The organism is Modestobacter sp. DSM 44400 (assembly GCF_900107175.1).
In the GTDB taxonomy this organism is placed as follows: Bacteria; Actinomycetota; Actinomycetes; order Mycobacteriales; family Geodermatophilaceae; genus Modestobacter.
Genome location: NZ_FNOZ01000001.1, coordinates 160307 through 184977 on the forward strand (window position 1 = coordinate 160307; position 24671 = coordinate 184977).

Sequence of the window (24671 nt, forward strand, 5' to 3'; positions counted from 1 at the left end):
TGGGACGTCGTACGGAAGACCTGCGGACGGCCGGGAGCAGGCGGACGCTGACGTACCGTTGCGCTGATCGCCCTGGATCCCCAGAGACTGGACCCCGTTCGTGAGTTTGCACGCCTTCGTCATCCCGGTGGTCAGCTTGCTGGCCCTCTCCCTGCCCGGAATGGCGTTGGGTCTACTGGCCGGTCTTCGCCCCAGCACCGCCCTGGCGTGCTCCCCGGTGTTCAGCTACGGGGTCATCACGACCTCAGCGACGGTCGCCTCCTTCCTGCCTTTCTCCTGGAATCCGGTGGCCCTGGTCGTGGCCACCGGATTGGCCGGGCTGCTGGTCGTCGCCGCCCGCCTTGCCACCGGACGCGCCCGCCCGTGGCGCGAGCGCCTGGCGATCGAGCGCCCGCAGCGACCCAGCCTGCGCGGCCTGCTCGTCGCCGGTGGGGTGGCGGGCGGCGGGCTCCTGTCGGCCGGGGTGCTCCTCGCCGGCTTCGGCCGCCTGGGGGCCCCCAATCAGGACTGGGACTACGTGTTCCACGCGAGCGCGGTGCGCCTCATCGCCGACTCCGGGGACCTGGCACCGACCGCGATGCGGCAGATCAACGACTGGGAATCCACGTCGTTCTACTACCCCAACACCTTCCACGGGCTGGCCGCCGTCGTCGAGGACCTCACCGGCGGCACGGTGTTTGAGGTGCTCAACAGCCAGGCGATGCTGGTCTGCCTCGTGGCCGGCCTGGGCCTGGCGGGGCTGCTCCACCGACTGGGCGCGCCGCTGGCCGTCACCGCCACCGCGCCCGTCCTGCTGGCCGGGTTCGCGAGCTTTCCCTACGACGTGCTCTGGCGCGGTCCCCTGCTGCCCTACGCGGCCGGGGTGGCCGCCATCCCAGCCTTCCTGCTGGTGCTCGACATCGCACTGTCGCGGCGGAGCCCGGCGCTGACCCTGCTGTTCGGGCTGAGCGCGGCGGGTCTGCTGGGGCTCCACCCCAGCACGGCCTTGTCGGCGGGGATCTTCGTGATCGTCTACTTGCTCGTGCGCTGGGTGCGGTCCCCTCGCACGGTCGCCCCTGACCTGCTGGTGCTCGTGGCCGCGGGCGTGCTGGCCGTCGCCGCCGCCGTACCGGCCATCCGGGGCGCCATCACCACCGGTGAGGCCGCAAACATCGACTGGCCGGCCGTGGAGTCCCCCGGTCAGGCAGCCGGCGACCTGCTGCTGCTCAACCACGAGGCCCCGGCCCCGCAGTACTGGCTGGCGGCGCTGCTCGTCGTGGGGCTGCTGACCGTGGTCCGGGCGCGGTACATGTGGGGCTGGCTCGGCGGTGCGGCGGTCACCTTCGGGCTGTTCGTGATGGCCGCGGCTTCGGACAGCCAGCTGGTCGCCGCCGTCACCGGCCCCTGGTGGAACGACCGGTGGCGGTTCGCCGCGCTCACCGTCCTCGGCTTTGCGCCGCTGGCTGCACACGGGCTGTGGACCCTCGCGCAGACGGCGCAGCGCGGATTCCGCCGGGTGCTGGGTGCCCGGGGCCGACGGGTCACCGTCCGGACGGCGACCGGGGCCCTGGTCGCGGCGGGCCTGCTCCTGGTCGTCGCCGGGTCCAACGGTCTCTACGCCGGTAGCAACGCCACGCGGGTGGAGCCGAACTACCGGCAGGAGCGGACGCTCAACGCCACGGAGGTGGCCGCCATGCTGTGGCTGGCCCGGCACTCGAGCGGCGGCACGATCATGAACGACTCCAAGGACGGATCGGCGTACCTCTCAGCCGTCGCGGGGTTGCACCCGCTCTTCGGGCACATCGTGGAACCACGCGTCATCCCGACCATGGGACCCACGCAGCAGCTGCTCCTGGAGCACTTCAACTGCCTGGACTCCGACGCCGACGTCCGGGCGGCCGTGGAGGAGCTGGACATCCGCTACGTGTTCCTCGGCAGCGGCTACGTCCGGCCGGACTTCGGCCGGGTGCCCGGCCTGGTGGGCGTCGACGAGTCACCGTCCCTGGAGCTCGTCCACACCGCGCCCGGCGTGCAGGTCTACGCCGTGGACCTGAGCCCGAACGAGACGGCGCCGATTCCGGCGTGCACGCTCCCGGGGCCCAACCTGACCGACCCCACCGGCTGACCCGGACCGCTCACGCGGACGGGCCGGCTGCGCACGGGCTGGATCGCCGAGACCGACGGTCCAGCGACGGACGTCGGTCAGCGCGGGTTCGACGTCCCCCCGGCGGACTGGCGCAACCGGCCGAGCTCGTCGCGGAGCCCACCGAAGCCGTGGTCGAGCAACACCCGCACCGCCCCCAGCTTGCGCTTGCGCACCGCCACCGGCAGGTAGGTCAGCGCGTGCATCCGGGACGACGCGTGCAGCCGGGCAGCCCGGGCCGCACGGGTCCAGCCGAGCTTCTCGAGCTCGGCCGCGGCACCGAGGAAGAACGCCCGCTCTTCACGGAACCGGCTGCCCTCGACGGCCCGCCACGAGCTGTCGCTGCCGCCGTGGCGACGGTAGGCGAAGCAGGTGGTGGGGTCGACGACGAGGGACTCACCGCGCATGACCAGGTCCAGCACGAGCGCGAGGTCCTGGACGACGTCCAGCCCGGGGCGGAAGCCGATGGCCCGCACCTTCTCCACGTCGAAGACCAACGAGGGGAAGTACAGCCAGTTGCCCCGCAGGAGGCTGCGTGCCAGCTCCTCCCCCGACATGGACGCGCGCTGGGACAGCTTGGGCGCATAGAGGCGCTTCTTGGTCTCGTCGACCAGCGTGCGGGACTCGACGCCGTGCTCGTCGATGACCTTCACGCCGGGCTGGATGACCGCCGCCTCCGGGAACGCTGCCCGGGCCCGGGTCACCACGGACACGTACTCCGGCATCAGCAGGTCGTCGGCACCCAGGATGACCACGTCCTGCTCCGTGGCGAGGGTCATGCACTTTTCGTAGTTCTTGTTCGCGCCGAGGTTCTGCTCGTTGCGAACGTAGGTGACCCGCTCGTCGTCCAGGGCACCGAACCACTCCGCCACCGAGGGGTCGGGGTAGCCGTCGTCCACGACGGTCAGGCGCCAGCCGGGGTCGGTCTGGGTGAGCACGCTGGTGACCGTCTGCCGCAGCATGTCGGGGTCCCCGTAGAACGGGATCATGATGTCGAGCGTCATGTCGCCTCCTCGTCGATCGCTCCCGCTGGGGAGGCCGTGGATGCCTCGTGGCGCTGCGGTTCCCGCAGGCCGAGTCGGATGAAGCCGTACCGGGAGCTCAGTTCGTGCGCCGCCAGGGTGCCAGCCGCCACGATCGTGGTGACGAGGACCATCCGGCCCGGGGTGTCGCCCAGCAGCAGCAGACCCGCGGCCTGCGCGACCGCGGCCACCGCGACGATGCCGATCAGTACCCGGTCGCCGCGCGCAAGACTCACCATGATGTGGACGTGCACCAGGGCCAGCAGCGTCATGGCCGCGGCGAGCGGGGCAGCCAGCCGATAGGCGCCGGCGTAGGCCTCGCCGAAGACGGCACCGGCCAGCGACGCCGGGGCCAGTGCGATGGCCACGGCGACGGCGGCTCCGGTCAGCACCGTGGCCGCCATGGTGAGCAGCGCGGGGCTGCGCACACTCAGCGAGGACGCCACCCGTGCGGTGACCTTGGGCAGCAGCATCAGCGCCAGCGCGGAGGGCCCGTAGAGGGCGATCTTGCCCAGCAGCGCCGCCGAGGCATACAGGCCGGCCTCGGTCGGGCCCAGCGTCACCTTGGCGATCAGCAGGTCGATGTTGGTCAGGGACGCGAACGCCCCCAGCGCGATCAGCGCCGTCCGCACCTGCGGGAGCCGCGCCGGACCGGCGGTGCCACCCCGCCGGGACCGGGCGCCCCAGGAGGTCATCACGAGGCCGACCACCGTCGCGGCCGCCAGCGCGGCGAGCGCGCCGACCACCCCGGCGGCGAGGACGAAGGGGATGAGCAGCATCGGCCGGAGCACGCCCATGGGGCCGCCCAGCACCGCGCCGACCAGGCCGAAGCGCTCGCGGCCCTGGTGCACGCCGAGGCTGATCTGCAGACCCAGCCCGAGCACGATCCACACCGAGCCGGCCAGCCACACCCACGCCGAGGACAGGTCCAGCACGGCCACCGCGGCCGGCGCACCCAGGCAGAGCACGAGGAGCAACCCGACCTGGACCAGCCCGACCCGCCGGCTGACGGCGCGGGCGAGCGCGGCCGCCTCGGCGGCCAGGCCCCGCGCGGTGAGCGCGGCGACGTCGCGCGCCACCGCGGCCTGCACCCCGGTGGCCGGCATGAAGGCGATGGTGGCCAGGCCGGTCATCGCGCTCACCTCGGCGAACTCCGCTGGCGACAGCGCCCGGGCGGCGAGCACGTAGTACAGGTAGTTGCCGATGTGCCCGGCCAGCGAAAAGACGAGCAGGAGCACGCCGGACCGGGCGGCGGGCGAGGTCACCAGCCGCCGCAGCGGCGAGACGACTCGGTCGTCCACCGAGGTGTCGTCGCCCGTCACTGCGCCCGGCTCGGACGAGGACTGCGGGGCGCGGTGCGCGGTGACGTCGCGCGGCTCCCGCCCGGCGCACCGTCTGGTCTCGAGCGCATCATGCACCGTCGCTTCCTGGTCACCTGTGCCCGGCCACCGGGTGGATGCGGGCGCACATCGGGGGGTCGATGCCCGGGCTCGCCACCGCCGGGACCGGCGGGGGGACACCGGACCAGCACCACCCCGGCGACTCCGCCCGCGGCGCGGTCTCCGCCGGCGCGCCCGGCGACATCGGGTGCGCCGCCGGGACCGCCGACAGTATCCCAGCGACGTCCCGCGGCCCGGACACCCGGACACCCGGTCATCCGGTCATCCGGTCACCACCTCGGCCGGCTGTCCCGGACGGATGGTGATGCGTCCGTGCTGGAAGTCGACCCGCTGCGCCTGGTCCTGCACGTACTGATCGGCGAGGGGCTCGCCCAGGGTCCCGGTCGGCCCGCCGGCCTTGATCCAGGCAGCCAGCACGTCCGCGCCCATGCGGCGGGTGCCCGCGGCGGGGGCCCAGTAGAGGGCACCGCCGCGGAACTGCTGGACCACCCCGGAACCGAGCGGCGTCTCGTCGCCGGTCGGGACGCCCAGCGGTCCCTGGAGTCCGCCCGTCGCCGACCACGTCGCCCCGACCGCGCCGCGCACCGGGTGCGCACCGGACGCGGCCGTCCGGTACACCGACCCGCTCTGGAACTGCTGCACCTGCGTCGACCCGACCGTCTGCTCCTCGGTCAGCGGCAAGCCCAACGGCCCGGCCGGCCCACCCGCGGCCAGGTAGGCCGCCGCGACCGCGCCCCGCACCACGTGACCTCCACTACCGCCCGACCAGTACACCGTCCCGCCGGTGAACGACTGCCCGCGACCCGCCCCGGCGTCGAACTCGTCACTCGTCGGCACACCCAGAGCGCCACCAAGGCCACCGGCCGCCGACCACGCCGCCGCGATCGCACCCCGCACCGGGTGCGCACCGGACGCGGCCGTCCGGTACACCGACCCGCTCTGGAACTGCTGCACCTGCGTCGACCCGACCGTCTGCTCCTCGGTCAGCGGCAGGCCCAACGGCCCGGCCGGCCCACCCGCGGCCTGGTAGGCCGCCCAGATGGCGCCCCGCACCACGTGACCTCCACTACCGCCCGACCAGTACACCGTCCCGCCGGTGAACGACTGCCCGCGACCCGCCCCGGCGTCGAACTCGTCACTCGTCGGCACACCCAGAGCGCCACCAAGGCCACCGGCCGCCGACCACGCCGCCGCGATCGCACCCCGCACCGGGTGCGCACCGGACGCGGCGGTCCAGTACACCGACCCGCTCTGGAACTGCTGCACCTGCGTCGACCCGACCGTCTGCTCCTCGGTCAGCGGCAGGCCCAACGGCCCGGCGTCGGCGTCGTACTTCCGGTAACTCGTCAGGACCGCACCGCGGACGGTGACGCTCTGGGTCGCCGAGAGCCCGTAGAGGACGCCGTTCTGGAAGTCCTGAGCGACGGCGCCGCCCGTCAGCCGGCGTTGGTCACCGACCGGGAGCCCGAGGAGGCCGACTGCGCCACCACGCTGGGCCCAACCGTCGGCGAGCGCCCGCAGGACCGCGTGCCCGCCGGTGGCCGGTGACCAGTGCGCCGCACCGCCCTGGAACTGCTGGACGACGCTGTCGGCGGCGGCACCTGGCACCTCCACTCCCGTGGGGTAGCCGAGGGCGCCGGCGTCTGCTCCCAGCCGGGCCCAGGCCGCGAACATGGCGCCGCGCACCGGCTGTGCGCCGGTGGTCGGGGACCAAAAGATCGACCCGCCCTGGAACTGCTGCAGCCGGCCGACGCCGTCCGCCGCCACCAGCTCTCCGCTCGTGGGGTAGCCGAGGACCCCAGTGTCAGCGCCCATGCCGGCCCAGGTGGTGAAGATGGCGGCCCGGACCGGCCGGGCGCCGGTGGCCGGCGACCAGAAGATCGACCCGCCCTCGAACTGCTGCAGCCGGCCGACGCCGTCCGCCGCCACCAGCTCCCCGCTGATCGGGTAGCCGTAGGGCCCGGTGTCCGCACCGACCGCGGCCCAGGCCGCGAACATGACACCCCGGACGACCTGGGCGTTGGTGGTGGGTGACCAGAAGACCGACCCGCCCTGGAACTGCTGCAGGCGGCCGACGCCGTCCGCGGCCACCAGCTCGTCGGAGATGGGGTAGCCGAGGGCGCCGACCTCCCAGCCGGCCCGGGCCCAGGCGGTGAATATCGCTCCGCCGAGGACGTGCGCACCGCTGCCGGGGGACCAGTAGATCGAGGCCCGCTCGAAACGCTGGACACACCCGCCACCGGCCAGGCCGCAGCCGACGTCCCCGAGGGGGCCACCGAGGGACGACGGGCCAACGCGGTAGTACGCCAGGGAGATCTGGGTGGCACCGAGCTCGTGCGTGGAGCCGAACCAGTCGGTGAAGTAGCTGTAGAAGTTCCGGTTGCCGTAGGCCGAGCACCCGTCACCAGAGCCGTAGCCGGCGTTGAGAGCCGCAGTGTTGGGCTGGTACGGCGTGTAGTTGTACAGCCCCGCCGTGGCCTGGTTGAGGATGTAGACTTGCGGGCTGCCGCAGGCCGCATTCGGCGAGAACCGCACCTGATTGACAAGACCGGCTCGGTAGCCGTACTTCTGGGGCGTGGCGGCGTAGTTCTGGGGCGTGGCGGCGTAGTTCTTGAACTGCCGTGCAGCGCTGTAGACCTGGTTGTAGAAGCCGTAGTAGAGGGTGTCGCACGGCGCGGTGTCCGGACAACCAAAGCCCATCGCGCTGCGGTACCGGGTCGCGTTGAGACTCGCCCCGCTGTTGGTCACGAGGGCCTGCTCCTTCTGGAGCATGACCAGCAGCACCCGGGGGCTGATGCCGCACGCCTGCGCGACCTTGGTGATGATCACCGCCGCGCTCTCCTGCAGTCCACCCTGGTAACCGGCGCAGCGGTCGTCGCCGGCCCGCGACGCGGTGTCCTGCCGGAAGACCTTCAGGCAGGAGGTCCCGTCGGCGCCGGTGCGGCACGATGCGCCCTTCTGGTCCAGGAACGCCTGGACGTCGCCGGCCGACATCGCCCAGCCGTCGTAGAAGAAGGCGTCACTGATGATGTCGCCTGCCTGGAACCGGCTGAGATCGGCCGCTTGGGCGGTGTCCCGCGGCCCGAGCCAGGCGATCCCGGCGACCACCACGGCGACAAGGATGATGACACTGAGGCCGCGGCGGATGCGGCCGTGGGGGGAAATCATCGTGGTCTCCGTCATGGTGTGGGGATAGTCAGCGGGTCTGACGTGCCGGACGAACGACCCGACCGGTAGGTCAGCAGGGCGGTCACCGGACCTGGACCCAACTGGTCCAGCCGCACGGTGAGCGCGCCGCACGAGGTGCTGCGCGCGTCCGGGACGGCCTCGGCCCGGGTGCTGACGTCGGCGAAACCCGGCTGGCTGAGGGTGAGGACACAGGTCCCGTCGAACTCCACGACGCCGTCGGCGAACCCGCTGACCTCCAAGAACCCGGTGTCGTCCTGGACGGCGCCGTAGGTGATCACGACGGCAACGGAGTCGCCGCGCGACGAGGACGCGGTGGGGGTCGCCGAGGCGACCGCCCCCTCGTCCGTCCCCTCCCCGTCAGACGCGCCGTCGCTCCCCGCGTCCGTCTCCGCGTCCACCGTGCCGTCCACCGTGCCGTCCACCGTGCCGTCCGCGGCACCGGCGGACGGGGCCGCGGCGGTGCCGTCGACCGGGTCGGCGGCACTTCGTGACTCGACCGGGTCACTGCCGCAGCCGGCGGTGAGACCGGCCCACACCGCGGCGACCAGGACCACGCCCCGCCACCGTGCGGCCGCTCGGCCTGCCCGGCGGCTCACCGGGGGCTCACAGCGGTCGAGTAAGTGGTCGTCGGCCAGGTGACCGAGCCACCCTGGAACTCCTGGACGACCCCTGCCGAGGTCCCCGTCTCACTACTCGTCGGGTAGCCCAACCGGCCGGTCGGACCGCCGCCCGCCAGCCAGGCCGAACCGATGGCGCCGCGCACGACGTGCGCGCCGCCCGCCGCCGACCAGTACACCGGTCCACCCTGGAAGGACTGGACGCGTCCGACGCCGTCGGCAGTCGCCACGGCCTCGGTCACCGGCAGACCCATGACGCCGCCGACCCCACCGGCCGCCTCGTAGGCGGTGGCGATGTCGCCCCGGACGATGTGCGCGGCAGTGGCCGCCGACCAGTAGACCGCCCCGCCCCGGAAGAGCTGGACGCGGGCAGCGCGACCCGGGACGTCCTGCTCGTCCGAGGTCGGGTAGCCCAGCCGGCCGGACACCCCACCGGAGGCCAGCCACTGGCTGCCCACCGCCCCACGCACCATGCGGGCGCCGGTCTCGGGCAGCCAGTAGACCTGCCCGCTCTGGAACTGCTGGACGATGCCAGCGCCCTGACCGGTCGGCGCCTCCTCCGATGTCGGGTACCCGGCCGGACCGGCCTCGGCCCCGGCGGCGACCCAGGTGCTCCTGATGCCGCCCCAGATCCCGTGGGCGCCGGTGGCCGCCGTCCAGTAGACCGAGCCGCCCTCGAAGAGCTGGACACGGCCCTTGCCGTCCGGGGCGGTCCATTCAATGGACGTCGGGAAGCCGAGGACACCGGTCGGACCGCCGAGCGAGGCCCAGGTCGCGCCGACACCGCCGCGCACGACGAGCGCGCCGAAGGCCGGCGTCCAGTAGACCGAGCCGCTCGTGAACTGCTGCACCCGTCCCCGGTTCCCCGCGACAGTGGTCTCCTCGGACACCGGGTAACCCAGCACGCCCGTCTCCGCGCCGGCCACCTCGTAGGCGGCCGCGACGCCACCGCGGACCGTCCGGGCGCCAGTGGTCGGCGACCAGTATACGGTGCCGTTCTCGAATCGCGACACGGCGCCGACCCGATCGGCCGAGATTTCGCTGACGACCGGGTACCCCAGCGGGCCGGTCTCGGCACCGGTGGACGCCCAGTAGGCCAGCAAGGCGCCGCGGACGACGTGCGCACCGGTCGCCGCCGTCCAGTAGACGGCCCCCTGCTCGAAGTCGGCCCGCACGCCGCGCCCGTCGGGCAGCCCGCGCTCCTCGGCGTTCGGGGCGCCGAGGGAGGCAGGCCCCCCGGCCGCCAGGTACCGGCTCAGCACGGCGCCGTGCACGTACACGACCCCCGTGGCCGGGCTGTAGTAGAGGTTGCCCCCCACGTACGGCTGCCAGCTGACCCCCGCCGCCGTAGCCTCGATGCCCGTCTTCGCGCCGAGCGCGGCCCGCAGCGTGACGTCCGAGTCGTAGCGGGCGGTGATCTGCGGGGTGTCGGTGCCCATCAGACTGGTGACCCGGTCCCGGATCTCGGCGAGGCGGGAGTAGCCGTACTGGCCGGGACACGCGGTGCTTCCGACGTCACGGTGCCCGAAGATGGTGGGCAGGGTGACCTTCGTCCCCGCTGCATACCGGGACGTGCCGCCGCCGCTGGAGGTGAGCACCGTCGTGCCCTGCGGGTTCATTCCGAAGAGGGAGAACTTCCAGGCGATGATCGCCGAGACGGCGTCGACGGTGGCCTGGGGCACGCCCACGACGTCATAGTTGCCCAGCATCGACACGCCGAACGTCGAGGTGTTGAAGCCACCGGCGTGAGCTCCGATCACGGTGCTTGCCAGGCCGCCGTAACGGCCCTCGAACATCCGGCCGAACTTGTCGACGATGACGTTGTAGCCGATGTCGCCCCAGCCCAGGCTGACCGTGTGATACCGGTAGATCGAACGCATCATCGCCGGCACGTCGGCGGCGGTGTAGTTGTTGGTGTCGGCGGTGTGGTGCAGGGTCGCGGCCTTGATCGTCGCCGCGTACTGCGGAGCCCAGGTACGGATGGACTCGTCGGCTCCCCACTGCGCCCGGGAGTAGACGGCCGGCATGGTCGTGGCCGCGTGCGCGGTGTCGGTGATGTCCGGGACGCCGAGTGCCGTATCCGCCTCGCTCGTGCCCGGATCCACGAGGTCCAGCTGGACGTCGGTGGGCTGTGCGCCCGACCGGGTCACGAGCTCCAACTCGACGCCGGTGCTCCGCCCGGTCCACAGCGGGCTGGTGCCGCCGCGCAGCTCCGCACCGGTGCGCGTCGTCGTCCCCTGGTCGGCGGTCTCCGTGCTGACCTCAGTCCACGCACCCCAGCCGCCGCCCGCCTCCAGCACCCGGACCTGGACGACGGTGTCGGTGACTGCCGGGTCGTAGGCCCAGGTGACGCCGACGAGGGAGAACGGGTCGACCCCGGTACGGGTCACCGTGAGCGTCGGTGCCGTCGCGGTGACCCCGGCGACCGGGTCGGTGGTGCCGGCCTGGACGTCGGCGGCCGGGGCCGGTTCCTCGACCGAGCCGAGGTCCACAAGGTCGCTCGAGGTGGTGACCGGCTCCGGCTCCGGCGCAGGCGCGGCGTAGACGGGCAGGACGAGCAGGGTCGCGGTCAGGGCCACGATGGCGGTGAGACCCACGAACATTCGGCGCACGAGGAGGTCCTCCGATGAGCGGTTGCCCGGTCGGCACGCTGCTGCCGACCGCTTCCTCCTGCTTCATCGACCCCGGGGAACCGCTTCTTGAGTCGGCGGCGTGGCCGGCCGACACCGGACTGCCCGCCGGCCCGGGCAGGCAGGTCCCCGGGCGGCACACATGACCAGCCGCCCGCCGGACGATGGACGCGCGGGACTTGAACCGTCTCGACCGCGGGCTCCACTGTGGCCGGACCGGGCGGCGGGTCCTCCACCGGCCGCCCGACCGGAGGTGCCGTTGGTGCGCGTGCGACGAGACGGACGCGGTGGGTCTGGCGGGACGGGACACGGCGGCCGCCAGGCGGCGCGACCGACCGGACCGCCCGGTCCTGCGACGTACAGTCGCCGACGACCACGCCGCCAGACGACGGGCCATCCTGGGCACCTCACCGACGTCGGGCCCGCAGACGTGAGGACGACGCCGTGAGCACAGACGACGAGCGCCAGGCGCCGAACGCCTCGCGCGCCCTGCCGCCGCGGCTGGACCCCCGCCTCGGCCGCTCCCCCCGCTCCGGGCCCGGCTCGACGGCCGCCGAGACCGGGTCCCCCCGCCCCGCACGGGGTGGCGCCCGGGCGGCGACGACCGCCCGGGTCGTCGCCGGTCTGGTCTCGCTCGTGCTGCTGGTGGCCAGCGGCTGGGGCTGGTACCTGGGCCGCGTCGCCGAGGCCACAGTGAACCGGACCGACGCCATCCCGACCGCCGGGAACGACGACGTAGGCGACGTCGGCGAGGCGCTGAACCTGCTGCTGGTCGGAAACGACAGCCGCGCCGCGCTCACCGACGAGCAGCTGGCCGAGCTCAACGCCGGCACCGACTCCGGCACCAACACCGACACGATGATCCTCGTGCACGTCCCGGCCGACGGGTCGAAGGCCTCCTTCGTCTCCTTCCCCCGCGACTCCTACGTGTCGATCCCCGGGCACGGACAGGACAAGCTCAACGCGGCCTACTCCTACGGCATGCAGGACGCCGACGAGGGCGCGAGCGACGCCGACGTGCGCGCCGCCGGGGCCCAGCTGCTCGTCCGGACGATCAGCCAGCTCACCGGCCTGCAGATCGACCACTACGCCGAGGTGGACCTGCTCGGCTTCTTCCAGCTCTCCAGCGTCGTCGGCGGTGTCCAGGTCAACCTCTGCGAGGCGGTCGACGACTCCTTCTACTCCGGCGCGGTGTTCCCCGCCGGCCCCCAGACGATCAGCGGCGCCGACGCGCTGAAGTTCGTCCGGCAGCGGCACGGCCTGCCGCGGGGCGACTTCGACCGGATCATCCGCCAGCAGGTGTTCATCGCCGGCGTGCTGCGCAACATGCTGTCGGACAACGTGCTGCTGGACCTGGGCAAGCAGCGTCAGCTGGTGCAGGCCGCGGCGGAGGCACTGACGGTCGACCAGACGCTGAACCTGCTGCAGCTGGCCCAGCAGATGCAGTCGGTGACCGCCGGCAGCATCGACTTCCAGACCATCCCCTACGTCGGCGACGACACCGACGACGCCGGCCGCTACATCCTGCGGCTGGAGGACACCGACAAGTTGCACGCGTTCTTCGCCGAGCTGTCCGCGGAACCGAAGGCGGCGGAGACGACGGCGGCCACCCCGGCCGCACCGGCGACCGTGGCCCCCGCCGACGTGTCCGTGGAGGTCTACAACGGCTCGGGCACCAAGGGGCTGGCCGCCACCGCCGCCTCGGACCTGGCCGGCGCGGGCTTCAAGGTCACCAGCACCGCCAACGCCGACTCGTCGGACTACACCGCCACCGAGGTCCGGTACGCCAGCGGGGACGAGGCGCTGGCTGCCACGCTCGCGGCCGCGATCCCCGGCGCCGTCACCTCGGTGTTGGACAGCGCGACCACCGGCACCGTCCAGCTGGTGCTCGGTTCGGACTTCAACGGCATCGGACAGCCGGTGGTGGTCGCTCCCCCGGCCGCGACCACCACCGGCGAGGACCCGCGTACCGCGGCGGACACGAGCTGCATCAACTGATGGGCCCGGACATCCCAGCGACCCCGGCAGACCTGCTCGCCGCCCGCGTCCGCGCCGCCGGCACCGCACCGCTGATCACCCACTACGACGACGCGACCGGGGAGCGGGTCGAGCTCTCGGCGACCACCCTGGCTAACTGGGTGGCGAAGACGGCCAACCTGCTGCAGGACGAGTTCGACGTCGGCCCCGGGAGCACCGTCGCCGTCGCCCTGCCGGTGCACTGGCAGACCGCCGCGGTGCTGCTGGGCGCGTGGAGCTGCGGGGCCGCGGTGCTCGACACCGCCGCCGAGGACGACGACCGCCTCGACGGCGCCGACATCGTGCTGGCAGCGGCCGACCGACTGCCCCCGTTGGAGGATCAGGGCATCGAGGAACTGCTCGGCCTGTCCCTGCACCCGCTCGGCATGGGGATGGCCGGGTACGTGGGACCGGCCCGCGACTTCGCCCTGGAGGTCCGGGCGCACGGTGACCACTTCTCCCCCTACGCCCCGGTGGACCCCGCGGCCCCCGGGCTGCTGCTCGGCGGGGTGCAGCTGACCCTGGGCGGCCTGGTCGAGACCGCCCAGGAACTTGCCGGACGACTGGGCCTCTCGCCCGGCGACCGGGTGCTCGTCGACGACCAGACCGCCACCGCCGCGGGGCCGGTCGCCTGGCTGCTGGCCCCCCTGGCCGCCGGCGCCTCGCTGGTGCTGTGCCGGCACGCCTTCGCCGACCGCCTGCCGGGTCGCGCTGAAGCCGAACGGGTGACCGCTACGCTCGGGCTGAAGCTCGACGGGATCCGCGAGCTGGGCCGCCCCGCCTGACGCTGCCAGCCCAGCACTCGATGGATGGTGGTCGAACAAGTGGACAAGGTCGTTTCCAACGCCCGTGAGGCGGTGGCCGACATCCCGGACGGCGCCACCGTGGCCGTGGGCGGGTTCGGGCTGTGCGGCGTGCCGTTCGCCCTCATCGACGCGCTCCTCGAGCAGGGCACCAGCCGGCTGACCACGATCTCGAACAACTGCGGGGTCGACGACCAGGCGCTGGGCGTGCTGCTCTACGCCGGCCGCATCTCCCGGACGATCAGCTCCTTCGTCGGTGGCAACAAGGAGCTCGCCCGGCTCTACCTGTCCGGCCAGCTGGAGGTCGAGCTGACCCCGCAGGGCTCCCTGGCCGAACGGCTGCGCGCCGGCGGGTCGGGCGTTCCGGCCTTTTACACCCCGACCGGGGTGGGCACGCTGGTCGCCGACGGCGGTATCCCGGTCCGCTACGACGCCGAGGGCACCGTCGTGCAGACCAGCCCGCCCAAGGAGGTCCGCCGCTTCGGCGACCAGGACTACGTGCTGGAGACCGCGCTCACCGCCGACTACGGGCTGGTCCGGGCGGCGCTGGCCGACCGGCACGGCAACCTGGTGTTCCACGAGTCGGCCCGCAACTTCAACCCGCTCTGCGGCATGGCCGCCCGGGTCACCATCGCCGAGGTCGAGCGACTGGTCGAGCCCGGGGAGATCCTGCCCGAAGCCGTGCACCTACCCGGAATCTACGTGCAGCGGGTCGTGGTGGTAGGCCCCGAGGGTAAGAAGATCGAGAACCGCACCACCCGGCCCCGCCCCGGCGCCGGTGCCCCGGCCGACGACCCGGCCACCCCGGCGGCAGCCGGCACCGACGGAACGCAGGAGAGCTGACGATGTCCTTGACCCGCGACCAGCTCGCCGCCCGCGTCGCTCTCGACCTGCGCGACGGCCAGTACGTCAACCTCGGCATCGGCATGCCGACCCTGGTGCCCAACTTCGTGCCCGACGGTGTCCAGGTGGTGCTGCAGAGCGAGAACGGCGTCCTGGGCGTCGGCCCCTATCCCTACGAGGGCGAGGAGGACCCGGACCTGATCAACGCCGGCAAGGAGACCATCACCCTCCTGCCCGGGGCGAGCTTCTTCGACTCCGCCCAGTCCTTCGGCATGATCCGCGGCCGGCACATCGACGTCGCCGTGCTGGGGGCCATGCAGGTCAACACCCGCGGCGACCTGGCCAACTGGCTGATCCCCGGCAAGATGGTCAACGGCATGGGCGGCGCCATGGACCTGGTCCACGGCGCCCGCAAGGTGATCGTGATGATGGAGCACGTCGCCCGCGACGGCTCGGCCAAGATCGTCGAGGAGTGCTCGCTGCCGCTGACGGGCAAGGCCTGTGTCGACCGCATCGCCACCGACCTGGCCGTCATCGACGTCACCCCCGCGGGTCTCGTGCTGCGCGAGGTCGCCCCCGGCGTCACCGTCGACGAGGTCATCGCGGCCACCGCCGCCCCGCTCCAGGCCGACGGGGACGTGCCGACCATGGCGCTGCCGGCGGCCGTCTGACCTGCTCGTGACCTTCTCGGTCATCGGCCGGGACGCCGGCACCGGCGAGCTGGGCATCGCGGTCGCCTCCTGCATCCTGGCGGTCGGCCGGGCCGTGCCCAGTGCCCGCCCCGGGGTCGGCGTGGTCGCGGTGCAGGCCCGCAGCCGGCGGGGCCTGGGCGGATCGCTGCTGACCGGGCTGGCCGAGGGTGCCTCGCCGCAGGCGCTGGTGCGGCGGACTGCGCACGCCGCGGAGGACGTCGACCGGCAGATCGCGGTGGTCGACATGGCCGGCCGGGTGGCGGCCGACACCGGCCGCGGGTCGCTGCCGGTGAGTGGCCACCAGCTCGGGGACGGGTTTAGCGTGCAGGGCAACATGCTCGCCTCGGACGACGTCCTGCCGGCGATGGCGGCGGCCTTCACGGCGGCCACCGGGACGCTGGCCGATCGACTGCTGGCCGCCCTGGCCGCCGGGCAGGACGCGGGCGGCGACCTGCGCGGCCGGCAGTCCGCGGCGCTGCTGGTGGTCAGCGGCTCCCCGGCGACCGACGACGACGACGGCGTGCGCACCGACCTGCGGGTCGACGACTCCGGTGACCCGGTGGCCCAGCTACGGATGCTGCGGAACCTGCAGCGCGCCTATGACGAGCGCGACTACGAGACGCTTGCCGTCTTCGCCCCGGAGGGCGCCCGCGATCTGTACGGCGCGCTGGCGGCCTCGCGGCGGGGCGACCGCGACGCCGCACGGGCCGCCCTGCTCGCGGTGCGCACCCGGCCGGGCTGGTCGACCTGGCTGGCCTCGATGGCCGAGGACTCCCGATTGTCAGCCGTCAGCAGCCTGCTGGACTGAACCGCCTCAGAAGCCGAGCTTCCCCAGCGCGCGGACCAGTCGTGCGGCGATCTGGGCATACCCGGCGTCGTTGGGATGCAACTTGTCACTGGCGTACAGGCCGTCGGGGGGCTGGAGCCACGCGGCCGCGATCGGGTCGACGAACGACAGGCCGGCCCGGGCGGCCGCCGCGGCCAGCGCGTCCCGGATGGACAGCACGCCGGCCGGGTCGACGCTCGGCGCGGCCAGTGGCCCCACGACGACGATCCGGCTGCGCGGCAGGGCAGCGGCCAGTGCCCCGTAGAGGTGGTCGGCTGCCTGACCGACGGCGTTGGGGTCCTGCCCGACGTCGTTGGTGCTGCCCTGCACCACGACGACGTCCGGGACCTCGGCGGCGACGGCCGGGACCCGGCCGGCGAAGACCGACGTCCCAGCGCCGGGGCCGGGATTGAGGTAGCCGGTTCCCGACTGTCCGTCGTTGACCGCCTTCCAGCCCATCCCATCGGCGACCGCGGCGACGTAGCCCGCGATCGAGGAACCGACACCGACCGTGTACGAGTCGCCCAGAAACGCCACCCGGAGGACGGCTGCCGCGTCCGGGGAAGTGACGGTCGGCGTGTCGGTGGCCGCCGGGGTGTCGGTGGTGGTGGGTGCGGCCGGCGTCGCGACCGCTGCGGCGCTCCCCCTCCCGCTCCCGCTCTCGCCTGAGCCGCACGAGGTGAGCGGCAGGAGCAGGAGCAGGGTCCACGCCGAGGTCAGCAGCGTCCGGCGATGCGGGCTCACGTTTCCAGGATGCCGGGGCGCGACCCGGCCGGCCGGAACCGACCGACATGGCGGCCGCCACATCCGGCAGCCGCTCGCACCGCGGCCGGCGGTCGTCCTGGCGGCGACGGCCGGCTCAACACAGCAGTGACCGGGCGATGACCATCCGCTGCACCTGGTTGGTGCCCTCGTAGATCTGGGTGATTTTGGCGTCGCGCATCATCCGCTCGACCGGGAAGTCCTGGGTGTAGCCGGCGCCACCGAACAGCTGCACCGCGTCGGTGGTCACCTGCATGGCCACATCGGAGGCAAAGGCCTTGGCCGAGGCGGAGACCCGCGTGACGTCCGGGCGCCCCTGCTCGCCGGCGGCGGCGGCGACGTAGACGAGGTGCCGGGCGGCCTCGATCTTCATCTCCATGTCGGCGAGCATGAACTGCACGCCCTGGAACGCGGAGATGGCCGAGCCGAACTGGCGGCGCTCCTTGGTGTAGGCCACCGCGGCATCCAGTGCGCCCTGGGCGATGCCTACCGCCTGCGCGCCGATGGTCGGGCGGGTGAAGTCGAGCGTGCGCAGCGCGGTCTTGAAGCCGGTGCCCGGCGCCCCGATGACCCGGTCAGCCGGGATGGTGCAGCCGGTGAAGTACAGCTCGCAGGTGGGTGAGCCCTTGATGCCCATCTTCCGTTCCTTGGGGCCAACGGCGAAGCCCGGGTCGTCGCGGTGCACGACGAAGGCGGAGATGCCGTTCGCACCCTTCTGCGGATCGGTGACTGCCATGACCGTGTACCACTCGGAGACGCCGGAGTTGGTGATCCAGGCCTTGGTCCCGTTGAGCACCCAGGTGTCGCCCTCCCGGCGGGCCTGGGTCTTCATCGCCACGGCGTCCGAGCCGGCCTCGCGCTCGGACAGCCCGTAGCTGATCATCGCGTCGCCGGCGGCGATGGAGGGCAGCACCGCCTGCTTCAGCTCCTCCGACGCGGACAGGATGATCGGCATCGAGCCGAGCTTGTTCACCGCTGGGATCAGCGACGCGCTCGCGTCGACCCGGGCGACCTCCTCGATGAGGATGCAGGTGGCGATGGCGTCCGCGCCCTCGCCGCCATAGGCCTCACCGATGTGGGTGGCGTGGAGACCGGCGGCCGTGAGTGCTTTCTGCGCCTCGACCGGGAACCGGGAGCGGGCGTCCACCTCGGCGGCGAACGGCGCGATCTCGCGCTCGGCGATGTTCCGCACCGCCTCACGGACGGCCTCGTGCTCGTCGGTCAGCGCGTACAGCGCGGCGTTGTTACCCACGGGTACAGCGTAGGTCCGCCGTCCGCGCCTGGTCCACGGACTCACCGCCAAAGGAGTCAGTCGGTGGCAGCGAGCCGCTCCTGCAGCCGTGTGTCCCGGACCACCACCTCGTCGGCCAGCTCGGTCTGGAAGCGCTCGACGGCGGCGCGCAGCCGGTCGTCGCCGGCGGCCAGGATGCGGACGGCGAGCAGCCCGGCGTTGCGGCCGCCGCCGATGCCGACGGTGGCCACCGGTACGCCCGCGGGCATCTGCACGATCGACAGCAGGCTGTCCAGACCATCGAGGGAGTCCAGCGGCCGGGGCACGCCGATCACCGGCAGCGGCGTGGCCGCGGCGACCATCCCGGGCAGGTGGGCCGCTCCCCCGGCCCCGGCGATGACCACCCGCAGGCCGCGGCCCGCGGCGCCCTCGGCGTAGTCGAGCATCCGCCGGGGTGTGCGGTGGGCGGAGACGACGTGCACCTCGTACGGGACACCGAACTCCGCCAGCGCCTCGGCCGCTGACGCCAACATCGGCCAGTCGGAGTCGCTGCCCATGACGATGCCGACGATCGGGTCGCTCATGTGGGGCTCCGTCTGCTCGGGGGGTCAGTGCTCGTCGGCGAAGGCGAACGCGTCGTCGACGACGCCGTCGGCCAGGTAGCGGGCGGCGGCGCCCGCGCGGGCCCGCACCTCGGCCAGGTTCTCGCCCAGGGCCGTGACGTGGCCCAGCTTGCGGCCGCGCCGCTGCCCCTTGCCGTACCAGTGCAGCTTGACGTCGGGCCAGTGCGCCATGAAGTGGTGCACCCGCTCGTCCAGGCCCGGCCCCGCCCAGTCGTCGGCGGCGGTGTCGCCGCCCAGCACGTTGGCCATCACCACGACCGGCGCGGTCATCGCCGTGGAGCCGAGCGGGTAGTCCAGGACGGCGCGCAGGTGTTGCTCGAACTGGCTGGTCCGGGCACCCTCGATCGTCCAGTGCCCGGAGTTGTGGGGCCGCATGGCCAGCTCGTTGACCACGATCCCGTCGGCGGTCTGGAACAACTCGACGGTGAGCATGCCGACCACCCCGAGCCGGTCGGCGATCCGGACGGCGAGCTCCTGGGCCGCGGTGGCCAGCTCGTCGTCCAGGCCAGGGGCGGGGGCCAGCACCTCGTTGCAGACGCCGTTCCTCTGCACCGTCTCGACCACCGGCCAGACGGCCACCTGCCCGAACGGCGAGCGCGCCACCTGGGCGGCCAGCTCGCGGACCATCGCCACCCGCTCCTCGGCCAGCAGGCTGCCGTGCTGCTCGAGGAGGTCGGCCACCTCGCCGGGACCGTCGACGACGAACACGCCCTTGCCGTCGTAGCCGCCCCGCGGCGTCTTGAGCACGACCGGCCACCCGACGTCGTCGGCGAAGGCGGTGACGTCGTGGACGGTGCGCGCCTGCGCCCACGCCGGCTGCGGCTCCCCCGCCTCCGCAAGCGCGCGTCGAAGCACCAGCTTGTCCTGGGCGTGCACCAGCGCGGCCGGGCCGGGGGCGACCCGGTGCCCGGCGTCCACCAGGGCCTGCAGGTGCTCGGTGGGCACGTGCTCGTGGTCGAAGGTGACCACGGTCGCGCCGTCGGCCAGGCGGCGCAGGTCGGCGAGCTCCCGGTGGTCGCCGAGCTGGACGTCGGCGGTGACCAGGGCGGCGCACTCGGTGGAGTCGGTGGCCAGGACCCGGAGCGTCTGGCCGAGCGCGATCGCGGCCTGGTGCGTCATCCGGGAGAGCTGACCGCCGCCGATCATGGCCACGACGGGCAGGCGGGTGCGCGGGTCGAGAGAGGCGGCCATCGTGGGGTGAGGCTACCTGCGTCCGTCCCCGCTCGACCAGCGGCGACGCGGACCGACGACCTACAGTCGGCACGTGCCGCTGCAGACCGTCCCCCGCCGCTGGCTCGGCACGTGGCGGCTGCTCCTCAAGGAGCTGGGCGCCTTCGGCGTCGTCGGCGGCACCTGCTTCGTCATCGACATCGCGCTGTTTCAGCTGTTGTACGCCCACCTGGGCGTGGGCGCGGTGACGGCCAAACTGTTGTCGACGCTGGTCTCCATGTCGGTGGCATACGTCGGGCACCGGTACTGGTCGTTCTCGCACCGGGCCCGTACTGGTGTGCGCCGCGAGTACCTGCTGTTCACCGCCATCAACGGCGTCACCCTCCTGCTGGCCGTGGGCATCGTGGCGGTCGTGCGCTACCCGCTGGCCCAGGACGGCGCGTTGATGCTGCAAGCGGCAAACATCGCCTCGATCGTGATGGGAACGGTCATTCGCTACCTCTGCTACCGCCGCTGGGTCTTCCCCGCACCGGACCCGACACCGAAAGGTGGCGTCGCCCGGTCCCGCCCGCTCGACCGGGCGAGCTGACAGCGCCGTCAACCGTCAGGTCCGCGTCGCTCAGCCCGCCAGCCGGGAGCCGTGCCGGCCGGCGATCACCTCGACCCGGCTGCTGATCCGGGTACGCAGCTCCTCGACGTGGCTGATCAGCCCCACCGAGCGCCCGCCCCGCCGCAGCTCGTCCAGCACGGTCATCACCGCATCCAGCGCCTGGGGGTCCAGAGTGCCGAAGCCCTCGTCGACGAAGAGGGTGTCCAGCTGCACTCCCCCGCTCTCGGCGGTGACCACGTCGGCCAGGCCGAGCGCGAGGGCGAGCGAGGCCATGAAGCTCTCCCCGCCGGACAGCGTCTTGGTGGGCCGCTGAACCCCGGTGTACTCATCCAGGACGTCGAGCCCGAGGCCCCCGCGGGCACCGTGCCGGCCGAGCGCGTCGCTGTGCACGAAGGTGTAGCGGCCGCCGGACATGTCCTGCAGCCGGCGGCTGGCCACCTCGGCGACCTGTTCGAGGCGGGCGGCGAGCACGAAGGACTGCAGCCGCATCCGCAGCGTGTTGGCGCCCCGGCCGTTGACCAGGTCGGCCAGGGCGGTCACCTGGTCGGCCCACGCCCGCCGCTCGTCCAGCTCGAGCTCGACAGCGGTCACCTCACCGGCGAGGTCGTCGAGGGAGATCGCGCACCGGCGCGCCTGCACGGCCACCGTCACCGCTTCCTCGCGGGCTGCGGTGCTGCCCTGACACCGCGACCGGGCGGCGTCGAGGTCCGGTCGCGGCTCGAGGTCGGCCAGCTCCGGCTCGGCCAAGGCGGCGCTGAGCACCGCCCGCTGATGGTCGTGCTCCTCGACCCCCGTCGCGAGCGCGGCAAGCCGTTCGCGGTCGAGCAGGGCGTCGGCGGCGGCGAGCAGGTCGGGGAAGCCGCTCTCGGCAACCCGCTGCTCGGCGGCCCGCCGGCCACTGTCGGCGGCGGACTGGGCGCGCAGCTCGGCCCCGTCGGCCTCGACCAGCGCTTCGCAGCGCTCGGCCTCGGCGACCAGCCGGGTGATGCGCGCGTCCAGGTCGGCGTCCTGCCCGCAGGCAGCGGTCAGCCGTTCCTGGAGCTCGGTCCAGGCAGCGGAGGCAGCGGCGGACTCGGCGCGCGCCCGCTCGAGCGCCTCCCGGTCGTCGGCGACCTGGCGCTGCGTGGCGTCGCGCTGGGCGGTGACGGCGACCATCTCGGCCTCGCCGGCTGCCAGCCCGGCGGCCAGCTCGGCGGCGACGCGCTCGTCCGCGCGGGCTGCGGCCAGCGCGGCCCGCAGCTCCTCCGGCGGGGCGTCGCCGGCCCGGGCCTGCTCGGCGGCCAGCCGGCGCTGCCTGTCCTCCAGGGCGGCACGCGCGACCGCGGCACGCTCCTCTGCGTGCTCGACGGCCCGGCGGGCGCGCTCCTCGTCGTCGGCCGTCACCGCCGACGGAGCGGCAGTGGCCGGCCTCGGGTGCTCGGTCGACCCGCACACCGGGCAGTCGGCGCCCTCGGTGAGCTGCGCGGCGAGTTCGGCGGCCATCCCGTCCAGCCGTGCCGACCGCAGCCGGCCCAGCTCGTCACGGGCGTCGAGCACGACCTCGCGGGCGTCCTGGTCGGCGGTGCGGGTCAGGCTCACCTCGGCGGTGAGCTGTTCGGCGGCCTGCGCGGCCTCGGCGGCTACCTCTGCTGCCGATACTGCAGCCGACAACCCGGGGAGCCGGCTGGCGGCGTCCCGGGCGGCCGCGATGGCCGCTTCGTGCTCGGCCAGCCGGGCCGGCCAGCCGGCGAGGTCAGCCGCGCCCCGCTCTGCCCGGCGGTCCAGCTCGTCGATCGCGACGGCGAGCTGATCGGCGCGGCGGCGCAGCTCCTCGGCACGGTGCACCTCCGGCCACAGCGCGCGGGCGGCCGCCGCGCCGTCGCGCAGCTCCCGCGCCAGCATGATGGTGGCCTCCCGGCCGGCCGCGATCGCCGTCCAGCCGGAGTTGGCGCGCTGCAGAACCTCGGCGGCCTCCTCGGCCACCAGCGCGCTGCGCCCGGCGGACTCCAGGGCATCGCGCAGTGGTTCGGCCCGCCGGCCGGCGTCCAGCGCGGCGCGCACCCCGGCCAGCTCGGGCTCGGCCGCGGTGAGCCGTTCCAGTTCCCGGCGGGCCCGCTCCCGGCGGACGTGCCGGTCCTCCAGCGCGCGGGCGGCAGCCAGCGCGCGGTCCACCTCCGCCACGCGCTCGGCGGCCCGCTGGGCCTCGGCCTGCGCGGTGGCCAGCCGGCCCGCCGCAGCGGCGCGCACCCCGGCGACCCATGGGTCGACGCGGCCACCGGCCGCCGCGCCCACCAGTTCGGGGACCAGCTCCTCGGGCACGTCGACGTCGGCGACCTGCGCGACCAGGGCCACCAGAGTGCCCATCCGGCCGGTGGCCTTCTCCAGGGCCTGCGCGGCGCTGCGCCGCTCCTCGGCCAGCCAGTCCTCGGCGCGGGCGAACCTGCCGACGTCGAACAGCGTGCGCAGCAGCCGGCCGCGGTCCTCCGGCTCGGCCCGCAGGAAGCGGGCGAAGTCGCCCTGCGGCAGGAGCACGACCTGGCAGAACTGCTCGGCCGACAGTCCCAGCCGGGTGCGCAGGTGTTCGGACCCCTCGTCGATGCGTGTGCTCACGGGTTCCCAGCTGCCGTCGGCCCACCGCTGGACGGTCAGCTTGGCCTGTTCGGTGGTCCAGCCGGTGCCGCGCAGCTTGGGGCGCTGCTGCTCGGGCCGCCGGCGGACCAGCAACCGCTCTCCACCCAGCGTGACCTCGCACTCGACCTCGGTGCGCACCCCGGAGGACGCGTGGTCGCTGCGCAGTCGCCGTTCCTCGCCCCGCGCGCCGGGGACGGTGCCGTAGAGGGCGAAGACGATCGCGTCGAGCAAGGTGGTCTTCCCCGCCCCGGTCGCTCCCCAGAGCAGGAATAGGCCGTCGCGGCCGACCTCGTCGAGGTCGATGGTGACCGGGTCGGCGAAGGGCCCGAAGGCGGTGACGGTCAGCCGGTGGACCCTCACCGGGCGACCTCGTCACGGCCCGCGGCGAGCAGTGCGCGGCCCAGCAGCTCACGCTCGGTGGAGCCGGCGTCCAACCCGCGGACGTGCCGGACGAACTCCCCGGCCACCTCGAGATCGCTGCGGCCGGCGAGCCGCTCCTGGTAGCTGCGCCCGTCGGTGACCTCGGCGCCACCGGTCCACTCCAGGTGCACGCAGTGCGGGAAGCGGGCCTGCAGGCGGCGCATGGGGTCGGCCGGGCGCACCGGGTCGGTGAGCCGCGCGGAGACGAAGTGCTCCTCGAGAGGTGCGTGCGCCGCGTCGGCGAGCAGCTCCTCCAGCTCCCCGGTGAGCACGGTCAGCGAGCGGGGGGCGGCGAGTGGCACCGGGCGCACGTCGGCCAGACCATCGGCGTCCAGGTCGACCAGCCAGGCCTGCTTGTCCTGGCCGGCCTCGCCGAAGGAATAGGCCAACGGCGAACCGCTGTAGCGAACCCGCGGGCTGAGTGACTGTGGCCGGTGCAGGTGTCCGAGGGCCACGTAGTCGACGCCGTCGAAGACCGACGCCGGCACCAGGTCGACGCCGCCGATGCAGATGTCGCGCTCGCTGTCGCTGGCCACGCCACCGCCCACGAAGGCGTGCGCGAGCACGACCGACCGGGTGCCGGGCCGGAGGAGCAGGTCGGCCCGGACCCGGTCCATGGCCGCGGTCAGCACCGCCTCGTGGCTACGCGCCTCGGCCAGGCCGAGCTCGTGCCGGGCCACCTCCGGCTCCAGGTACGGAAGCCCGTAGACCGCGACGTCGCCGTGCTCGTCGGCTAGCAGCACCGGTTCGTCGAGCCTCGGCGTGGACGCGCGCACGTGCACGCCGGAGACCGCCAGGAGGCCCGAGGCAAAGCCCAGCCGGCGGGCCGAGTCGTGGTTGCCCGGCGTCAGCACCACCGCCGCGCCCGCCGACCGCAACCGGGTCAGCGCCCGGTCGAGCACCGCTGTCGCGTCGGCGGAGGGCACGGCCCGGTCGTAGACGTCGCCGGCCACCAGGACTACGTCGACCCCCTCGGTCGCCACCACCTCGGCCAGCCGCGCCAGTACCCGGTCCTGCTCGGCGAGCAGGTCGGTGCCGTGGAGCGAACGGCCGATGTGCCAGTCGGAGGTGTGCAGCAGCCGCAT

At 73.6% G+C, this 24671-nt stretch carries 18 protein-coding genes; 7 read left to right on the forward strand and 11 right to left on the reverse strand.

All coding sequences use genetic code 11. From position 1 onward, the window contains the following. The first annotated feature begins 100 nt into the window (after nucleotides 1-100). Nucleotides 101-2104: a DUF6541 family protein gene (locus BLW04_RS00820; protein ID WP_091536115.1), complete on the forward strand. Its 2004-nt coding sequence runs from the start codon at nucleotides 101-103 to the stop codon at nucleotides 2102-2104. A 77-nt stretch (nucleotides 2105-2181) separates the two neighbouring features. Here BLW04_RS00820 and BLW04_RS00825 read toward each other — a convergent pair whose 3' ends face one another. The 5 genes from BLW04_RS00825 to BLW04_RS00850 all read right to left on the reverse strand — a co-directional run bounded on the left by BLW04_RS00825 (nucleotide 2182) and on the right by BLW04_RS00850 (nucleotide 10953). Beyond that, nucleotides 2182-3126 (reverse strand): glycosyltransferase family 2 protein, encoded by a 945-nt coding sequence (locus tag BLW04_RS00825; RefSeq protein WP_091536117.1) that lies wholly within the window; start codon nucleotides 3124-3126, stop codon nucleotides 2182-2184. Then, nucleotides 3123-4562, reverse strand: coding sequence for a hypothetical protein (locus tag BLW04_RS00830; RefSeq protein ID WP_091536120.1), 1440 nt, complete (start codon nucleotides 4560-4562; stop codon nucleotides 3123-3125). The genes BLW04_RS00825 and BLW04_RS00830 overlap by 4 nt, the downstream gene beginning before the upstream one ends. A 243-nt stretch (nucleotides 4563-4805) precedes the next feature. Beyond that, complete coding sequence (locus BLW04_RS00840; RefSeq protein WP_091536125.1) at nucleotides 4806-7727, reverse strand: hypothetical protein; 2922 nt, start codon at nucleotides 7725-7727, stop codon at nucleotides 4806-4808. After that, nucleotides 7724-8287, reverse strand: a complete 564-nt coding sequence (locus BLW04_RS00845) for a hypothetical protein (protein WP_091536128.1) — start codon at nucleotides 8285-8287, stop codon at nucleotides 7724-7726. Before BLW04_RS00845 ends, BLW04_RS00840 begins: the two co-directional genes overlap by 4 nt. 38 nt (nucleotides 8288-8325) lie before the next feature. Continuing rightward, nucleotides 8326-10953 carry an N-acetylmuramoyl-L-alanine amidase gene (locus BLW04_RS00850; RefSeq protein ID WP_254780959.1) on the reverse strand — a complete coding sequence of 876 codons (2628 nt, stop codon included), beginning with the start codon at nucleotides 10951-10953 and terminating at the stop codon, nucleotides 8326-8328. Between the two features lie 471 nt (nucleotides 10954-11424). Here BLW04_RS00850 and BLW04_RS00855 point away from each other — a divergent pair, with 471 nt between their 5' ends. Genes BLW04_RS00855 through BLW04_RS00875 form a run of 5 tightly spaced genes read left to right on the forward strand, consistent with a single transcriptional unit; the run spans nucleotide 11425 to nucleotide 16142 of the window. Further along, entirely contained in the window at nucleotides 11425-12978 is a 1554-nt protein-coding gene (locus BLW04_RS00855; RefSeq protein ID WP_091536133.1) for an LCP family protein, read from the forward strand. After that, nucleotides 12978-13781 (forward strand): TIGR03089 family protein, encoded by an 804-nt coding sequence (locus BLW04_RS00860; protein WP_091536137.1) that lies wholly within the window; start codon nucleotides 12978-12980, stop codon nucleotides 13779-13781. The genes BLW04_RS00855 and BLW04_RS00860 overlap by 1 nt, the downstream gene beginning before the upstream one ends. Before the next feature lie 39 nt (nucleotides 13782-13820). Beyond that, entirely contained in the window at nucleotides 13821-14642 is an 822-nt protein-coding gene (locus BLW04_RS00865) for a CoA transferase subunit A (protein WP_091536140.1), read from the forward strand. Nucleotides 14643-14644: 2 nt separating this feature from the next. Continuing rightward, nucleotides 14645-15313 (forward strand): CoA transferase subunit B, encoded by a 669-nt coding sequence (locus BLW04_RS00870; protein ID WP_091536142.1) that lies wholly within the window; start codon nucleotides 14645-14647, stop codon nucleotides 15311-15313. A 7-nt stretch (nucleotides 15314-15320) separates the two neighbouring features. Next, nucleotides 15321-16142: a DUF1028 domain-containing protein gene (locus BLW04_RS00875; protein ID WP_091536145.1), complete on the forward strand. Its 822-nt coding sequence runs from the start codon at nucleotides 15321-15323 to the stop codon at nucleotides 16140-16142. A 6-nt stretch (nucleotides 16143-16148) separates the two neighbouring features. On the opposite strand, the gene BLW04_RS00880 is transcribed toward BLW04_RS00875, so the two are convergent. The 4 genes from BLW04_RS00880 to BLW04_RS00895 all read right to left on the reverse strand — a co-directional run bounded on the left by BLW04_RS00880 (nucleotide 16149) and on the right by BLW04_RS00895 (nucleotide 19967). Beyond that, the gene (locus tag BLW04_RS00880; RefSeq protein WP_175483842.1) at nucleotides 16149-16904 is read right to left on the reverse strand and encodes an SGNH/GDSL hydrolase family protein; all 756 of its coding nucleotides are present in this window, start codon (nucleotides 16902-16904) and stop codon (nucleotides 16149-16151) included. A gap of 115 nt (nucleotides 16905-17019) precedes the next feature. Further along, a complete protein-coding gene (locus BLW04_RS00885) occupies nucleotides 17020-18174 on the reverse strand; it encodes an acyl-CoA dehydrogenase family protein (RefSeq protein ID WP_091536149.1) in 1155 nt (384 codons plus the stop codon). Nucleotides 18175-18230: 56 nt separating this feature from the next. Then, a complete protein-coding gene (gene purE / locus BLW04_RS00890) occupies nucleotides 18231-18737 on the reverse strand; it encodes a 5-(carboxyamino)imidazole ribonucleotide mutase (RefSeq protein ID WP_091536152.1) in 507 nt (168 codons plus the stop codon). Nucleotides 18738-18761: 24 nt separating this feature from the next. Beyond that, a complete protein-coding gene (locus tag BLW04_RS00895) occupies nucleotides 18762-19967 on the reverse strand; it encodes a 5-(carboxyamino)imidazole ribonucleotide synthase (protein WP_091536154.1) in 1206 nt (401 codons plus the stop codon). A 73-nt stretch (nucleotides 19968-20040) separates the two neighbouring features. Between BLW04_RS00895 and BLW04_RS00900 the strand changes: the two genes are divergently transcribed. Then, entirely contained in the window at nucleotides 20041-20535 is a 495-nt protein-coding gene (locus tag BLW04_RS00900) for a GtrA family protein (RefSeq protein WP_091536157.1), read from the forward strand. Nucleotides 20536-20565: 30 nt separating this feature from the next. Here the strand turns inward: BLW04_RS00900 and BLW04_RS00905 are convergent, their stop codons facing one another. Then, nucleotides 20566-23526: an AAA family ATPase gene (locus BLW04_RS00905; protein ID WP_091536159.1), complete on the reverse strand. Its 2961-nt coding sequence runs from the start codon at nucleotides 23524-23526 to the stop codon at nucleotides 20566-20568. Continuing rightward, nucleotides 23523-24671, reverse strand: coding sequence for an exonuclease SbcCD subunit D (locus tag BLW04_RS00910; protein ID WP_091536162.1), 1149 nt, complete (start codon nucleotides 24669-24671; stop codon nucleotides 23523-23525). Before BLW04_RS00910 ends, BLW04_RS00905 begins: the two co-directional genes overlap by 4 nt.

Coding starts and splice junctions, on each gene's coding strand:
- BLW04_RS00825 (WP_091536117.1), bottom strand. CDS start 3,126: ATGACGCTCGACATCATGATCCCGTTCTACGGGGACCCCGACATGCTG.
- BLW04_RS00840 (WP_091536125.1), bottom strand. CDS start 7,727: ATGACGGAGACCACGATGATTTCCCCCCACGGCCGCATCCGCCGCGGC.
- BLW04_RS00850 (WP_254780959.1), bottom strand. CDS start 10,953: ATGTTCGTGGGTCTCACCGCCATCGTGGCCCTGACCGCGACCCTGCTC.
- BLW04_RS00860 (WP_091536137.1), top strand. CDS start 12,978: ATGGGCCCGGACATCCCAGCGACCCCGGCAGACCTGCTCGCCGCCCGC.
- BLW04_RS00870 (WP_091536142.1), top strand. CDS start 14,645: ATGTCCTTGACCCGCGACCAGCTCGCCGCCCGCGTCGCTCTCGACCTG.
- purE (WP_091536152.1), bottom strand. CDS start 18,737: ATGAGCGACCCGATCGTCGGCATCGTCATGGGCAGCGACTCCGACTGG.
- BLW04_RS00895 (WP_091536154.1), bottom strand. CDS start 19,967: ATGGCCGCCTCTCTCGACCCGCGCACCCGCCTGCCCGTCGTGGCCATG.
- BLW04_RS00910 (WP_091536162.1), bottom strand. CDS start 24,671: ATGCGGCTGCTGCACACCTCCGACTGGCACATCGGCCGTTCGCTCCAC.